Genomic DNA, 16373 nt, shown 5'->3' with positions numbered 1-16373 from the left:
GCATGCCCTACATCATCGAAACATTCGACAAACCCGGCCACGCGCACGTCCGCGTGCGTGAGCGCGAAACGCACCTGGCGTTTCTCGAGCAGAACAGGGCGCTGCTGCTCGCCTGCGGCGCGAAGCTGAACGACGACGACGGCAGCGGCGCGGGCGGCGGCGTGTACGTGGTCGATCTGAACACACGTGAAGAAGCCGAACGGTTTATTGCAGCCGACCCGTTTTCACAGGTCGACCTGTTCGAGCGTGTGACGATCACCAACTGGCGCAAAGCCTACTTCGACGGCGAGTGTTACCTGTAAGCGCTTGCGATCGCCGCGAGCCATAACGCCACGGCATGCGCGCCCGGATCGACATGGCCGAGCGCGCGGTCGCCGACATAACTCGACCGCCCTCGCCGTGGATGCATCGACGCGGTTTGCGCGGCGCCTTCGGTGGCCGCATCGACGGCGGCCTTCAATGCCGCGCTGGTCTCATTCGAGTTGGCGAGTGCGGATTGCAATGCATCGGCGGCGGGTTTGAGCGCATCGACCATCGTGCGATCGCCGGGATGCGCCCCGCCCAGTTCCATCAATCCTGTTACGCCCGAGCTGAACGCGGCGGCCCAATTCTGCGCGGTAGCGGTAGCGGTCGCTGGGGTTGCAGTGGTTCCGCTCGACTGTTCCAGCGTGACCGCGGCACGCACCAGCATCACCGCATAGAGCGGCCCCGATGTCCCGCCGACCACACGCCTTACTGTCGCGGAGATACTGCGCAACACGGCGCCCGGCGTCGATTCGGTGGGATAGGTATCGATCTCGCCAAGAATCGCGCGCGCACCGCGTGACAGACTGATGCCGAGATCGCCGTCGCCGACGCGTTGATCCATGTCGGTCAACGTCGGTTCGGCTTCCAGCAGGCATGCGCAAACGGCTTCGATCGCGAGGCGCAACGGCGCTTCGCGCGAAAGCGTCGGACCATTCACGCTCTCGGGTTTAACCGGCGCTGGCCGTACAGAAACCTGTGCAACGCGCCCACTCAATGCAGGCCATGCGCTGGTATGCGACGCGGCATCGAGCCAACGCAGGCGCTCGTCGTCCACGCGCAGCAGCGACAGCGAAATGCCCGCCATTTCCAGTGCGCTGAGGAACGTGCCGGCCCACGCGCACTCGACCTTGATACTTTTGCCCGCCAGATAACGCAGCGCGGACCCCGCCACGACACTCAATTCGCTCGACGGCGTACCGCCCAGGTTATTCACCAGCAAAGCCACGCGCTCACCGGCCTGCAACGACAGGTCGCCGACGATCTTCGCCAGCAGCTTGCCGACGATAACGTCCGCCGACTCCATCGCGCCGCGCTCCACGCCGGGTTCGCCGTGAATGCCGAGTCCCCATTCGATCTCATTGTCGGCCAGTTCGAAGCCAGGTTTGCCGGCGGCCGGCACCGTACACGGCGTCAGCGCAACACCCATGGTGCCGAGCGCGCCGGCCACCTCGCGTGCGATCCGCGCCACTTCCGGCAAGCTCCGCCCCGCTGCTGCCGCCGCGCCCGCGATCTTGTGGACCAGCACGGTCCCCGCGAGTCCGCGACGGCCCGCGTGGTCGCCGCTCGCCGTCAGCGCGACGTCGTCGGCGACGATCACCATCTCGGTGGGAATGCCCTCGGCGCGTGCGATCTCGGCAGCAAGGCCGAAATTGAAGCGGTCTCCCGTGTAGTTCTTCACGATCAGCAGGACGCCTGCGGCGCCGGCTACCGCGCGTATCGCGTCGAGCACGGCGTCGGTGGAAGGCGACGTGAAGACTTCGCCCGCCACCGCCGCGCTCAACATGCCTGCGCCCACATAGCCGCCGTGTGCCGGTTCGTGGCCCGAGCCGCCGCCCGAGATCAACGCGACTTCGCCGCGCGCCGCAGCGGATTCCGCATCGGCACGCACGACGATCGAACCGCCTTGCAACAGGGAGAGATTGGGATTGAGCGCCGCGAGTCCGTCGAGCATGTCCGGGACGACCGCGGAGACGTCGTTGATCAGCTTCTTCATTGCGTCAGCTTCCTTTTTAAAGCTGCCGGCGCTGCGTGGCGAGCACGGCAGTTTATTCAGTGGCGAAACGGAGAGGCTTAACTGTACCGCGCATTGGCGATAGACGACGTGATACACGAGCTTGGTCTGCGCGAGAGCATGACGCTGCGATGGATTGGGTATAACGGAGGGAGTGACTGCGACAGACTGAACGTCTGGGTGAGACGTTTTACAGGACCGTAGACGAAAGCGGAGCCGCTTTCGTCTACGTCACTGATGCGTTGGTAGGCTCGATTGGATTCGAACCAACGACCCCCACCATGTCAAGGTGGTGCTCTAACCAACTGAGCTACGAGCCTTTAGAGGCGCGAATTATAGAGACTCGGCGCGCGTTGCACAAGCCCCGGATTGCACGAAGTGGCTGACCTGTGAATCGATTCAGTGAGTGGACGTCCATTCGGCGTCGACATCCAGTGGATAAACAGGTCGATTCACGTGCTTGAACTCGAACAGGCCGTAATCCGAACTCGTCACGCCGCGACTGTCGCATTCCACCAGCGCCGCGCCGATCGGCACGAAAACCGGCCGGCAGTACATGCGCGATTTGAGCAGCAGGAAACGCGCGCGGCGCGGATCGATGCCGACGCTTTCGAACACGCCAAGATCCCACGGCTCGTGCGTGCGCTCGGTGAGCACGAGCTTTACCGTGCCCGTGTCGAGTACCGCGGCGCGTCCCATGAACGCGCGCTGGCCCGTGTAGGTCGGCCCACTGATCACATACTCGCCATCAGTCAGCGCACGCACCACACCCGTGACGGCGACCGGCGGCCGTGGCGTCACCGCGCTGCCCGCCACCTTATTGCCGATAGTCACGGTCACCGTGCTGCCAACGCCGGCCGCCATCAGCGCCGCGACCGCTTGCGGATCGCACAGCGGTCCACTGACGATGCCGTCGAGCTTCTGCTTCAGCGCTTCCTCGAACAGATCCATGGTGTCGCACGTGCCGCCCGACATGCAGTTGTCGCCGTGATCGAGCAGCAGCACGGGTTTATCGGCGCCCTGCGCGAGCGCGGCCGCCTGTGCGACCGAATCGGCAAGCGGCGCGCTGCGATAAACGAAATCGTCGCGCTCCGCCCAGATCTGCCGGGCGATGCGTTCCGCGGTTGCTTCAGCAAGCGCGCGGTCGCCGTTGCTCACGACGATCACGCTGATGCAAGGCGCGGCGATATCGGCCAGCGAGAAGCCCGACAACACCGAGACCGCGAGCAGGCCGTCGGCTTCGGCCGCGCGCGCGGCGTCCACGGCGCGCTTCATCGCGCCCTCGGCGGTCGCGCTACGCAGCGTGTGCGTGAGCAACGGCGGCTGCCGCCAGGCGATCACCGGTTTCGCGTTGCCGTGTACCAGGTCGAACATCAGCCGCGCCGCGTGCGCGCCGGTCTCGTACATGTCGACGTGCGGATAGGTTTTGAAACTGACGATCACGTCGGCGTTGTCGATCATCTTTTGCGTGACGTTGCCGTGCAGGTCGAGCGCTACCGCGATCGGCGCATGCGGTAACGCGGCGCGCACGCGTTCGAGCAGATCGCCTTCGCCATCGTTCGAATCTTCAGCGACCATCGCGCCGTGCAGATCGAGCATCACGGCGTCGCAGCCGGTTGCGCCCGCAACGATCGCGTCGCAAATCGCGTCGTACGCGGCGGCCTCGACCGGTCCGCTCGGATTCGCCGACGCGGATACCGGGGTGACGATCTCCGCCTGCTCGCGCTCGGCGGCGTCGATGAAGGCGGCCATCGCCGTCTGCATGCCCTTGTTTTCCTTGAATGCGTCCATGCCGTAGCTGGGGCCGCTGCGGCCGAATGCGGCCAGCGGTGTAGCGACCGGCGAGAAGGTATTGGTCTCGTGGTTCATCCGGGCGATCAGGATTTTCATGCGCCGACGCTCCCCGGTTCGCTTGGCACTCGTTGCGCCGCATTTAGCATGGCCTGCAACAGCACATTGCAACCGGCTTCCAGATGGTCCGCGCGCGCGTCTTCGATTTCGTTGTGACTGATACCGTCCTTGCACGGCACGAAGATCATCGCGGCCGGTGCGACTCGCGCCAAATAGACCGCGTCGTGACCGGCGCCGCTGATCACGTCCATCGATGAAAATCCCAGTCGTTCCGCACCTTGCTTCACGGCGACGACCAGTTCCGCGGCGAAAGGCTGAGGTGGGAAATAGACGACCTGTTCGACGTCTATCGCGATGCCGGTCTTGGCATCTGCCTGCGCGCATGCAGCTCTTAAGGCGTCGTCCATTGCGGTCAGCGTGGTGTCGTCGGCCGCGCGCAGATCGACCGTGAGCGTCACGCGGCCCGGAATCACGTTGCGCGAGTTCGGATGCACGTCCAGCCAGCCCACGGTGCCGCGTCCGTGCGGCGCGTGATCGAGCGCGATGCGGTTGACCGCGTGAATCAGATCCGCCGCAACGAGCAATGCGTCGCGGCGCAGTTCCATCGGCGTCGGGCCCGCGTGGGCTTCCATGCCGTGCACCGTCACGTCGTACCACCGTTGACCGAGCGCGCCTTGCACGATGCCGATGGTTTTGTCGTGTGCCTCCAGAACGGGGCCTTGTTCGATGTGGGCTTCGAAGTACGCGCCGACCGCATGCGGGGTTTTATCTTCGCCCGCATAGCCGATTGCCGCCAACGCGTCGCGCACCGAGATGCCTTCGCGGTCGCGTTGTTCGAGTGCGTGCTCCAGCGTGAACGCGCCGGCAAACACGCCGGAGCCCATCATCACGGGCACGAAACGCGAGCCCTCCTCGTTGGTCCACACCGCGACTTCCAGCGGCGCCTGAGTCCGCACACCGGCGTCGGCGAGCGTGCGCAACACTTCAAGTCCCGCCAGCACGCCGTAATTACCGTCGAACTTGCCGCCGGTCGGCTGCGTGTCGATATGGCTGCCGGTCATCACCGGCGGCAAGTCGTCACGCAAGCCCGCGCGCCGCGCGAAGATATTGCCGATCGCGTCGATCCGCACCGTGCAGCCGATCTCCTTCACCCACGCGATGAACAGGTCGCGAGCCTCGCGGTCCAGCTCCGTCAACGCGAGCCGGCATACACCGCCTTTGTCGGTCGCGCCGAGCTGCGCGAGTTGCATGAGACTGTCCCAGAGCCGCGCGCCGTCGACTCGCAAATCGGCAGACGTCGCGACGGATGTTGATTCGTGAACTTGCATCAATGCTTCCTCGTGTTGAAGACAGATTGCGCGTTAGACGACGCCAACGCCGAGATAACGGTCCTTGATCGACTCGTCCGCGGCGAACGACGCGTTGTCGCCCGAATAGACGATCACGCCCTGTTCGATGATGTAATGGCGGTCCGCGAGTTGCGTGCAGACTTCGAGGTTCTGCTCGACCAGCAGAATCGCCACGCCGGCCTCGCGAATCAGTTTGAGCTGTGCGACGATTTCTTCGACGATCACCGGCGCGAGTCCCTCCACCGGTTCATCGAGCATGAGCAGCCTCGGGTGATTCATTAGCGCGCGGCCGATCGCGAGCATCTGCTGTTCGCCGCCGGACAGTTGCGCGCCTCCGTTCGTACGCCGCTCTTTCAGACGCGGGAAAATGCGGTAGATGTCGTCGAGTTGCCACGGAGAACCTTTGCGTGCGCCGAGCCTCAGGTTCTCTTCGACAGTCAGCAAACGGAAGATGCCGCGATGCTCGGGCACGAAGCACACGCCGTGCGAGGCGATCTTGTGCGAAGGCAGGCCGCCGATCTTCGCGCCGTTGAAGGTCACGGTGCCGCGCTGCGGCGTGACGACGCCCGCAATTGCTTTGAGCGTGGTCGATTTGCCCGCGCCGTTGCGGCCTAACAGCGTGACGGTTTCGCCTTCGTTGATCTGCAGCGTGACGCCTTGCAGAATGTGACTCTTGCCGTAGAAACCGTGAATGTCCTGCACGTCGAGAATCATGCGCGGCCTCCGGTGATCATATTGCCGAGATAGGCGCTGCGCACGCGCTCGTCGCCGCGAATTTCGTCGGGACGGCCTTCAACCAGCACACGCCCTTGCTGCATGACGGTGATCGTGTCAGAGATATCCATCACGATCCCCATGTTGTGCTCGATCAGCACCACCGTGTAGTCATCGCGCAGGCCGCGAATCAACTGCTTCATATCGTCGAGATCGTCGATGCCCATGCCCGATGTCGGCTCGTCGAGAAAGATCGCCTTGGGCCGCGCGGCGAGCGCCATGCCGACTTCGAGCCGGCGCTGCTGACCGTGCGACAGCGCGCTCGCCGGCACCTCGCTGAAACGCTGCAATGCGAGCCGTTCGAGTACACCGTCGACCGTCTCCGCATGCGTGAGCGCGCCGTGCGGCGGGGTCCACGCATTTAATGCGCGGATGGCGTCGACGCCTTGCGCGGCGAGGCGCAGATTTTCTCGTACGCTGAGATTGGCGAACAGGCTCGTCACCTGAAACGAGCGCGCGACACCGCGGCGCACCCGCTTATGATCCGGCTCACGCGTAACGTCGTGACCGTCGAAAATGATCTTGCCTTCCGTGATGGGCAACGTGCCGGTCAAGACATGGAACAGCGTGGTTTTGCCTGCTCCGTTCGGCCCGATTACCGAATGCACGGTGCGCGGCAGGATGTTCAGGTTGACGTCGGAGAGCGCGGTGAATTTGCCGTAGCGTTTTACGATGCCGCTGGCTCGTAGAATGGCTTCGCTCATACGGGCTCCTGGGTGGCGTCGTTGTCTTTCTGGTCTTTGTTGTCTTTGTTGTCCCTTTGCTCAGCCTTGTCGCGCAGCGCTTGCCAGATGCGTTCACCCAGCCCCCACAAGCCGCGCTGCATGAACAGGCTGACCGCGATCAGCACAATGCCTAGCAATAACAACCAGCGCGGCCACAGAGTCGACAGCCAGTCGGCAAACAGCACGTAAAACGCTGCGCCTAATACCGACGCGAACAGATTACCCGTCCCGCCGATCACCGTCATCACGAGGATCATCTCGCTCGTGTGATAGTCGATGTTGGACAGCGGCGCGATACCGGTCATCAGCGCGTGCAGCGCCCCAGCGAGACCGGTGACTGCCCCGGAGATCACGAACGCCATCAGCTTGAAGCGTTTGACGTCGTAGCCAACCGCCGCGGCACGCGCCTCGTTGTCGCGAATCGCGAGTAGCGTGCGGCCGAACACCGAATGAGACACGCGCATCAAAAGCCAGAACACCACGAGGAAAAGCACGGCGACGAAACCGTAGTATTGCCACGGCGATGTCAACGGCACGAGTGTTTTTCCAAACAGTCCGAGCGCCGGGCGCGGAATGTCGAGCAAGCCGTTATCGCCACCGGTCAGATCAGGCGTGGTGTAGGCCAGAAAATAGAACAGTTGCCCGAACGCGAGCGTCAACATCACGAAATACGTGCCGCGCTGGCGAATCGAAAACCAGCCGACCAATACAGCGGCCGCCGCGCCAACCACAATCGATGTCAGCAACGCGACGGGAACAGGCAATGCTGTTTTAGTGAGAACCAGACCGGCGCAATAACTGCCAAGCCCGAAGAAAATGCCCTGACCAAATGAAAGCAAGCCGGTGTGGCCGAGTAACAGATTGCAGCCGAGCGCGGCGAGTGCGAACACCAGCACCTCCGTGGCCAGCGATCCGGAACGCAGTGTTAGCGGCAATACGCACACCACTAAAAGCGCGAGCAGCAGGAAACGATAGCGGTACAGTGCCCGTTTTACACCGCGCTGGGTCGTTGCGGACGAAACGTTTTGCTCACCGGGTTTCGAGGTATCGATCATGCCGCCCTCCCAAGCAAGCCGTTCGGACGCAGCAATAGAACGGCGGCCATTGCGACGTAGATCATCAATCTCGCGCCTTCCGGCCACAACGTGCTCATTACGCTCTGCACGATGCCCACCAGCAACCCGCCGACGAGCGCGCCAAGGAAATTACCCATGCCGCCGACCACGACCACCACGAACGCAACACTGAGTGCCTCGATGCCCATGAACGGATCGACGCCGCGAATCGGCGCGGCAAGTACCCCCGCCAACGCGGCCGTTGCTGCGCCAAGCGCGAACACCAAACTGAAAACACGCAACACGTTGATACCCAGCAGCGACACCATCTCCGTCGATTCGCTACCCGCCCGCACCGCGCTGCCAAGCCGCGTACCTTCCAGCACCCACCACAGCAACGCCGCCAGCACGGCGGTGAAACCGATCACGAACAGCCGGTACTTCGGATAGACGAAACTGCCCCATATCACCACGCCGTTCAGCATGTCCGGCACCGGCACGTTGTCGCCGATCGGCCCCCAGATCAGGATCGCGCATTCCTGCACGACGAGCGCAAGGCCGACCGTCACGAGAATATGAAACTCGTGCTGCTGCGCGTAGACGTGCCGCAGAATCAGTTTCTCGACGACCCACGCAAGCGCACCGACCACGATCGGCACGACCACCAGCGCGGTCCAGAAACTCATCGACCATTGCATCGCCTGATAGCAGAAGTAGGCGCCGAGCAGATAGAACGCGCCGTGCGCGAAGTTCACGAAGCGCAGCAGGCCGAACACGATCGACAAGCCGACCGCGAGCAGGAAATACAGCATTCCCACTCCGATGCCGTTGACGATCTGCAGAAGATAAACGTTCATGGCGTCCGTCTATAGGATGGGCGAAAGGAGACCGTTGCGGGCACACTTGCGGCGCCCGACAGCACCGCACGGCGGCATCAGGTCATCTTGCAGCCGGTTTTGTCGAGCGGCAGGAACGACTGGCCTGAGCTCACGATATCGGCGTAATCGTCGGCGTTTTTCATCTTGTTCTTCGCCTTGCCTTTCAACAGATAATAGTTCTTCAGTACCTGATGGTCGCCTTTGCGGATTTCTTCAGGACCGGTCAAGCCGTCGTATTTCATGCCTTCGAGCGCGGCGACCACTTTCTTCGGATCGACATTGCCCGCTTTCACGATGCCGTCGAGCAGAATCTTCGTACAAATGTACGAGCCCGCGAGGCTATAGTTGGGGTTCGCTTTGAATGCGGCATTGGCGCGTTTGACGAGGTCGCGATTGAGCGGCGAATCGATGCCGTGCCAGTACTGCGCGCCGAAATAGACGCCTTCGCACAGGTCCGCGCCGAGCGATTCGAATTGCTCGAGACCCGACGCCCACGCCATCAGAATCGTGCAATTGTTCTTCATGCCGAAGCTCACGGCCTGGCGCAGCGTGTCGGACGATTGCGAGCCGAAGTTCAGAATCAGCAATACGTCGGGCTTCGCCGCGACCGCGTTCGTCAGATAGCCACTGAATTCTTTCTCGTTGAGCGAGTGATAACTGTTACCCACATGCTCGATGCCCTTCTCTTTGAAAATCGCTTTCGCCGCCGACAGCAAACCATCGCCGAACACGTATTGCGGCGTAATCGTGTACCAGCGTTTTGCTTTCGGCAGCGTCTGGATCAGCGGACGTACCGTTTGCTCGATCGCGCCGTAGGTCGGCACCGACCAGCGGAATGTGGCGTCATTGCAGTCTTTGCCGGTGATTTCGTCCGCGCCAGCCGTGGTGATGAAAACGCCGCCGGCCTTCTGCACTTCCTTGCCCATCGCCAATGCTTCGGATGACAGAATACCGCCTGCAAAGAAACGTGCATTTTTCTGCTGCGCGATTTCCTGTACGCGACGCACCGCTGTTGCAGGCTTGCCTTCCGTGTCGAGCACCGTGTAAGCGAGCGGCTCGCCGAGTACCTTGCCGTATTGCTCGATCGCGAGCTTCATGCCGAGGTCGGCGTATTTGCCATTCGCGGCGAACGGCCCCGACATCGGCACCGGACAGGCAAATTGCAAGGTCGTGGCCTGCGCGAACGCGCTACGCGCGACCAGCGAGCCCAACGTCCCCGGAACGGCCGACAACGCGGCCAGCTTCAACATATTTCGGCGATTCAAAATGACGCTCCTTAGGAAAGAGACACGCACTGACCGACTACGAAACTGCACGCATTGCGCGAACGACTGCTTGAGACTGCTTGAATTTACTGCCCGCCGCGAAGTTTTCCACCGCATCGGTTTTGTTCTATTTATCATGATAAATAGGTTGGACTTGATCGTAGGTACAATAAATTCGAGTGTCAATAAGGCAAAATTCCTGGCAGCATCGAAGCGGCCTTGCTGGTCGTTGAGAGTCCGGTGGACCGATCGGGGATCGCGCAGGACAAACTGGGAGCATCGAATATGGCCATGGACCGCGCCAAGGCTGGCGCCGCGATTGAGATCAAACAGCAGAAGCGCGGCGATCTGGTCGCGGAGGAAATCAAACGGCTCATCACCGAGAAGGACCTGAAGCCGGGTGATCGGCTGCCGCGCGAGGTGGAGTTGCAGCAGCTTTTTGCGGTGAGCAAAAGTACGATCCGCGAAGCGCTGAAGTCGCTTGAGGTGCAGGGGCTCATCAAGGTGACCACGGGCCCGAGCGGCGGCGGAATGGTGGTGGAGGTGCCGCTGGATCGCACGTTGCAGCTATTGCAAAACTATCTGTTCTTCAAAGACGTTTCCATCGACGACATTTACACCGTGCGCAAATTGCTGGAGCCGGAACTGGCGGCGGGGGCAGTGCCGCATCTCACGGAACAGGATTTCGATGCGCTGGAAGCGAGCATTGCGTGCTGTGATCGGCCGGCTTCTTCGCACGGTGGGAAAGATATCGTGCGGCAGCGTCAGGAAGACGTGAACTTTCATGACATTCTGGCCGCGGCAAATCCGAACCCGTTTTTGCGCTTCAGTTGCGAGTTGATCAACGAAATGATCCGGCAGTTGATCGAGTTTCGGAACGACACGCCGCAGTCCGAGCACGAGCGGTTCGGCCAGGCGAACGTGAAAATTCACAAGGCAATTACTAAAGCGGCGCGTGAGCGTGACGTGGAGAAGGTGCGCGAGTTGATGGTGATCCACATGACCGAAGCGCCGCGCTACGTGAAGCGGATGAAGGGGAAGCTACGTGGGCGGCTGATTCTGGATTCGGAGATTCGCCGACGTGTTCGCGCACGTAGCGTGGCGCCGGCTGATAGCGATGGTGAAGGGTGATGGGGTGCGGGGTGCGGGGTGCGGGGTGCGGGGTGCGGGTGCGGGTGCGGGGTGCGGGGTGCGGGTGCGGGGTGCGGGGTGCGGGGTGCGGGTGCGGGGTGCGGGTGCGGGGTGCGGGGTGCGGGGTGCGGGGTGCGGGGTGCGGGGTGCGGGGTGCGGGGTGCGGGGTGCGGGTGCGGGGTGCGGGGTGCGGGGTGCGGGGTGCGGGGTGCGGGTGCGGGTAGGACGATAGTCGAGCGCTGGGGTGGGAAAGGGGCTCGTCCGGGTGGATGTGGGAGGCAGTGCGCCGGAACACGTGGGCTGTGTTAACTGGTGGGTACTCGATGTGCCGGAAATGCCGGACATACGCCACGAGGATATCGTCCGGCCTGGTCGGAGAATGTGGGGCCACCAGGTATCGAAGCTCATGCTGCCGTCTGGCACTTTGTGCTTGGTGCTTGGTGCTTGGTGCTTGGTGCTTGGTGCTTGGTGCTTGGTGCTTGGTGCTTGGTGCTTGGTGCTTGGTGCTTGGTGCTTGGGACATGGCGCTTCGGCGGTCGGCGGTCGGCGGTCGGCGGTCGGCGGTCGGCGGTCGGCGGTCGGCGGTCGGCGGTCGGCGGTCGGCGGTCGGCGAAATTTACGGCGCAGCGCGTCGCTGCAGCGGACGCCTCCCTTCTCTCTTCACGGAAACGCAACGATCAGGTGAGCGACACGTGGATGAATCCGCGCCGTGTGTCGCTTCAGACGCCGCCGTTTGCAGAATCGCTGTGAGCATCTTTCCGGCCAACGCCATACGCCTGGTGAGGACACATAGCCGCAAGCGCGGATCGTTTCACGGCGTTATTAAGACATCGACGATTCAGACGATGCAGTCGACGAGATTCACCGCAACATGAAGGCCAGCCGAAAGATTCAGGTCACGCGGATTAAAGGATGCGCGCAGCAAGGATAGCGCTGAGTGGCGTGAGCGCGGCCATCGACCGGCATTCCAACCAATCGACCTGCTGCATGATCAGTGAGGGCTCAACCTTTTGCGGGCCGCGCCGTTATTGCATCTGCACAGGCATAAACATTGGATCTTCATGGCACAACCTATCCCTTTATCCCGCCACACTGGCGCTGCGCGTGCGCGGCATGCCAAGGTCATGCTGTTGCCGATCGCCCGGCAAACCGCCGATGACCTTGCGTTGCGGGTACATCTGGCGCTCGACGCCCTGCGCCGCGGCGCAGGCAGCATGATCGACGCGCAAACCCTTACGCAGACCATGCTACTGACCGGTTTTCTGGCCGAGTCCGGCTTCGGCTCAGCATCCGGCGAGGAACTTGGCGCTGCGGAACGTGCGGTATCGATGGTGTTCGATATCGGCAGAGACACCGGTGAATGGAGATTGGATAGTGCCGGAGTCGCACTTTTTGCCGCAATTGCGACGAATTACGACCAGCAGTTGCACCGTGCCCCACTGTGGGCGATCACCGAGGCGAGCGAACGGCTGGATCGCTTTACAGCAGGCATGACCTATCAGACGCCAGCGCGAAAGCGCGCCTGAGCGGACTGGAAGGGAAACTGGTCCGCTGCGCCCGGGTGACGCAGCGTATCGGGAAGGTGCACGTGGGCGCAGACGGGGACGTCGGAGTTGGCGCCGCCTGGAGCGGGCGAGCGATGTGGACACGTAACGAACCGGCGGGGATTGAGGCGCCGTTCGAGCCTGTCAGGAGACAATGTGACGGATTACCTGCCCGCGCTACGCGTTGACGGCAGGTATATCTGCGATTTTCCGTGGCCGTAAACGACAGAAACCCCACCTTTTTGGGTGGGGTTTCTGTTTTCTGCTAGGGAGCCTGACGATTACCTACTTTCACACGGGCAATCCGCACTATCATCGGCGTGGAGTCGTTTCACGGTCCTGTTCGGGATGGGAAGGGGTGGTACCGACTCGCTATGGTCATCAGGCATGACTTGTTGCCGCACTGCCTTTGGGGCAATACAGCCAATCTGGAAGAAGTAGTTGAGAGGATGCCTCTCGGTGTTACTTTGGGTTGTGCCTGTATTGCACAACACTGATCTCAACCGTGTGTCTTCCCCTTCGGGGATCGGACCCGTGTAAGCGCTAAAGCGCTAACGCGGGTCGAGAGAGAGACACACCTGTTATAGGATCAAGCCTTACGGGCAATTAGTATCAGTTAGCTTAACGCATTACTGCGCTTCCACACCTGACCTATCAACGTCCTGGTCTTGAACGACCCTTCAAGGGGCTCGAAGCCCCGGGGATATCTCATCTTAAGGCGAGTTTCCCGCTTAGATGCTTTCAGCGGTTATCTCTTCCGAACATAGCTACCCGGCGATGCCACTGGCGTGACAACCGGTACACCAGAGGTTCGTCCACTCCGGTCCTCTCGTACTAGGAGCAGCCCCCTTCAAATATCCAGCGCCCACGGCAGATAGGGACCAAACTGTCTCACGACGTTTTAAACCCAGCTCACGTACCTCTTTAAATGGCGAACAGCCATACCCTTGGGACCGGCTACAGCCCCAGGATGAGATGAGCCGACATCGAGGTGCCAAACACCGCCGTCGATATGAACTCTTGGGCGGTATCAGCCTGTTATCCCCAGAGTACCTTTTATCCGTTGAGCGATGGCCCTTCCATACAGAACCACCGGATCACTATGACCTGCTTTCGCACCTGCTCGACTTGTCGGTCTCGCAGTTAAGCACGCTTATGCCATTGCACTATCAGCACGATTTCCGACCGTACCTAGCGTACCTTCGTACTCCTCCGTTACACTTTGGGAGGAGACCGCCCCAGTCAAACTGCCTACCATGCACTGTCCCCGATCCGGATTACGGACCAAGGTTAGAACCTCAAACAAACCAGGGTGGTATTTCAAGGATGGCTCCACGCAGACTGGCGTCCACGCTTCATAGCCTCCCACCTATCCTACACAGATCGGTTCAAAGTCCAATGCAAAGCTACAGTAAAGGTTCATGGGGTCTTTCCGTCTAGCCGCGGGGAGATTGCATCATCACAAACACTTCAACTTCGCTGAGTCTCGGGAGGAGACAGTGTGGCCATCGTTACGCCATTCGTGCAGGTCGGAACTTACCCGACAAGGAATTTCGCTACCTTAGGACCGTTATAGTTACGGCCGCCGTTTACCGGGACTTCAATCAAGAGCTTGCACCCCATCATTTAATCTTCCGGCACCGGGCAGGCGTCACACCCTATACGTCCACTTTCGTGTTTGCAGAGTGCTGTGTTTTTATTAAACAGTCGCAGCCACCAGTTTATTGCAACCCCTTCACCCTACGCGCGCAGGCGCATCAGGCTACAGGGGCGTACCTTATCCCGAAGTTACGGTACCAATTTGCCGAGTTCCTTCTCCCGAGTTCTCTCAAGCGCCTTAGAATACTCATCTCGCCCACCTGTGTCGGTTTGCGGTACGGTCTTGTTAAACTGAAGCTTAGAGGCTTTTCTTGGAACCACTTCCGATTGCTTCTTCACCTAGGTGAATGGCCTCGCACCCTTGAATTCCGCGCCCGGATTTGCCTAAGCGCCTTCTCCAATGCAAGGACCGGGACTTCCAACACCCGGACAACCTTCCGCGATCCGTCCCCCCATCGCATTTAACAATGGTGCAGGAATATTAACCTGCTTCCCATCAGCTACGCATTTCTGCCTCGCCTTAGGGGCCGACTCACCCTACGCCGATGAACGTTGCGTAGGAAACCTTGGGCTTACGGCGAGGGGGCTTTTCACCCCCTTTATCGCTACTCATGTCAGCATTCGCACTTCCGATACCTCCAGCGCACTTTTCAATGCACCTTCGCAGGCTTACGGAACGCTCTCCTACCATGCACATAAATGTGCATCCGCAGCTTCGGTATATTGCTTAGCCCCGTTACATCTTCCGCGCAGGACGACTCGATCAGTGAGCTATTACGCTTTCTTTAAAGGATGGCTGCTTCTAAGCCAACCTCCTGACTGTTTTAGCCTTCCCACTTCGTTTCCCACTTAGCAATATTTGGGGACCTTAGCTGGCGGTCTGGGTTGTTTCCCTCTTGACACCGGACGTTAGCACCCGATGTCTGTCTCCCGTGATTGCACTCTTCGGTATTCGGAGTTTGCTATGGCGTAGTAATCCGCAATGGACCCCACAACCATGACAGTGCTCTACCCCCGAAGGTGATACACGAGGCACTACCTAAATAGTTTTCGGAGAGAACCAGCTATTTCCAGGTTTGTTTAGCCTTTCACCCCTATCCACAGCTCATCCCCTAACTTTTCAACGTTAGTGGGTTCGGACCTCCAGTACGTGTTACCGCACCTTCATCCTGGCCATGGATAGATCACCTGGTTTCGGGTCTACACCCAGCGACTGAATCGCCCTGTTCGGACTCGCTTTCGCTACGCCTGCCCTAATCGGTTAAGCTTGCCACTGAATGTAAGTCGCTGACCCATTATACAAAAGGTACGCAGTCACCCCTCAAGGAGGCTCCTACTGTTTGTATGCATGCGGTTTCAGGATCTATTTCACTCCCCTCCCGGGGTTCTTTTCGCCTTTCCCTCACGGTACTGGTTCACTATCGGTCGATCACGAGTATTTAGCCTTGGAGGATGGTCCCCCCATCTTCAGACAGGATTTCACGTGTCCCGCCCTACTTGTCGTACACCTAGTTCTTCCTCGCTGTTTTCGTCTACAGGGCTATCACCTGCTATGGCGGCACTTTCCAGAGCCTTCGACTAACAATGAAGATAAAGAGTACAGGCTGATCCCATTTCGCTCGCCACTACTCTGGGAATCTCGGTTGATTTCTTTTCCTGCGGTTACTTAGATGTTTCAGTTCACCGCGTTCGCTTCGCATGACCTATGTATTCAGTCATGGATACTCCATTCGGAGTGGGTTTCCCCATTCGGACATCTACGGATCAAAGCTCGTTTGCCAGCTCCCCGTAGCTTTTCGCAGGCTACCGCGTCCTTCATCGCCTGTGATCGCCAAGGCATCCACCACATGCACTTGTTCGCTTGACCCTATAACGGGTGTGTCTCATACCGCGTTCACTGGGAACGCAGCGCGGGTCACATCGTTACAGGTTGAGTATTCGTGTTGCGCCGTATTCCAAGGCAATCTTTCGATTACCTTTTCATACATTGATACAATCACAACCCTGATTCACCTACTCACACACCCATCTCTAGATATGCTTTCGTGAATCTCTTTACTACTTCTTCCTGATTGTTAAAGAACGACAGCCGATATCGCGGTTGCTATAACCACGTATCACTCTGACTGGCTCAATCGCCAATGCACAACCCTCTGCCCGACCT

Annotated in this window: 11 protein-coding genes, 1 tRNA gene and 2 rRNA genes; 3 read left to right on the top strand and 11 right to left on the bottom strand. The window is 60.3% G+C overall.

Annotation, left to right across the window (positions count from 1 at the left end; translation table 11 throughout):
• The first annotated feature begins 2 nt into the window (after positions 1 to 2).
• Positions 3 to 302: a YciI family protein gene (locus tag FA94_RS36745; protein WP_035561440.1), complete on the top strand. Its 300-nt coding sequence runs from the start codon at positions 3 to 5 to the stop codon at positions 300 to 302.
• Here the strand turns inward: FA94_RS36745 and dhaK are convergent.
• The 9 genes from dhaK to FA94_RS36700 form a co-directional block, all read right to left on the bottom strand.
• A complete protein-coding gene (gene dhaK / locus FA94_RS36740; protein WP_035561438.1) occupies positions 293 to 2020 on the bottom strand; it encodes a dihydroxyacetone kinase subunit DhaK in 1728 nt (575 codons plus the stop codon). The genes FA94_RS36745 and dhaK overlap by 10 nt on opposite strands.
• 261 nt (positions 2021 to 2281) lie before the next feature.
• A tRNA-Val gene (locus FA94_RS36735) sits at positions 2282 to 2358 on the bottom strand.
• A 79-nt stretch (positions 2359 to 2437) separates the two neighbouring features.
• Entirely contained in the window at positions 2438 to 3928 is a 1491-nt protein-coding gene (locus FA94_RS36730; RefSeq protein WP_035561435.1) for a M81 family metallopeptidase, read from the bottom strand.
• Positions 3925 to 5217, bottom strand: coding sequence for a Zn-dependent hydrolase (locus tag FA94_RS36725; protein ID WP_035561432.1), 1293 nt, complete (start codon positions 5215 to 5217; stop codon positions 3925 to 3927). Before FA94_RS36725 ends, FA94_RS36730 begins: the two co-directional genes overlap by 4 nt.
• A gap of 33 nt (positions 5218 to 5250) precedes the next feature.
• Positions 5251 to 5952: an ABC transporter ATP-binding protein gene (locus tag FA94_RS36720; RefSeq protein ID WP_035561430.1), complete on the bottom strand. Its 702-nt coding sequence runs from the start codon at positions 5950 to 5952 to the stop codon at positions 5251 to 5253.
• Entirely contained in the window at positions 5949 to 6716 is a 768-nt protein-coding gene (locus FA94_RS36715) for an ABC transporter ATP-binding protein (RefSeq protein WP_035561427.1), read from the bottom strand. The genes FA94_RS36720 and FA94_RS36715 overlap by 4 nt, the downstream gene beginning before the upstream one ends.
• Positions 6713 to 7792 (bottom strand): branched-chain amino acid ABC transporter permease, encoded by a 1080-nt coding sequence (locus FA94_RS36710; protein ID WP_035561424.1) that lies wholly within the window; start codon positions 7790 to 7792, stop codon positions 6713 to 6715. Before FA94_RS36710 ends, FA94_RS36715 begins: the two co-directional genes overlap by 4 nt.
• Positions 7789 to 8649: a branched-chain amino acid ABC transporter permease gene (locus tag FA94_RS36705; protein ID WP_035561421.1), complete on the bottom strand. Its 861-nt coding sequence runs from the start codon at positions 8647 to 8649 to the stop codon at positions 7789 to 7791. Before FA94_RS36705 ends, FA94_RS36710 begins: the two co-directional genes overlap by 4 nt.
• Before the next feature lie 77 nt (positions 8650 to 8726).
• Positions 8727 to 9935 carry an ABC transporter substrate-binding protein gene (locus tag FA94_RS36700; protein WP_035561418.1) on the bottom strand — a complete coding sequence of 403 codons (1209 nt, stop codon included), beginning with the start codon at positions 9933 to 9935 and terminating at the stop codon, positions 8727 to 8729.
• A 285-nt stretch (positions 9936 to 10220) separates the two neighbouring features.
• On the opposite strand from FA94_RS36700, the gene FA94_RS36695 reads away from it, so the two are divergent.
• Together FA94_RS36695 and FA94_RS36690 are read left to right on the top strand one after the other, a co-directional pair.
• Positions 10221 to 11066: a FadR/GntR family transcriptional regulator gene (locus FA94_RS36695; RefSeq protein WP_035561413.1), complete on the top strand. Its 846-nt coding sequence runs from the start codon at positions 10221 to 10223 to the stop codon at positions 11064 to 11066.
• Between the two features lie 1061 nt (positions 11067 to 12127).
• The gene (locus FA94_RS36690) at positions 12128 to 12592 is read left to right on the top strand and encodes a hypothetical protein (RefSeq protein WP_035561410.1); all 465 of its coding nucleotides are present in this window, start codon (positions 12128 to 12130) and stop codon (positions 12590 to 12592) included.
• 290 nt (positions 12593 to 12882) lie between these two features.
• On the opposite strand, the gene rrf is transcribed toward FA94_RS36690, so the two are convergent.
• A 5S ribosomal RNA gene (gene rrf, locus FA94_RS36685) occupies positions 12883 to 12996 on the bottom strand.
• Between the two features lie 199 nt (positions 12997 to 13195).
• Positions 13196 to 16076 (bottom strand): 23S ribosomal RNA (locus tag FA94_RS36680).
• Positions 16077 to 16373: the final 297 nt, after the last annotated feature.

This window comes from Burkholderia sp. 9120 (genome assembly GCF_000745015.1).
Lineage (GTDB): Bacteria > Pseudomonadota > Gammaproteobacteria > Burkholderiales > Burkholderiaceae > Paraburkholderia.
The sequence above is the reverse complement of the archived record's forward strand: the minus strand, read 5'-3'. Positions and strand labels throughout refer to the sequence as shown.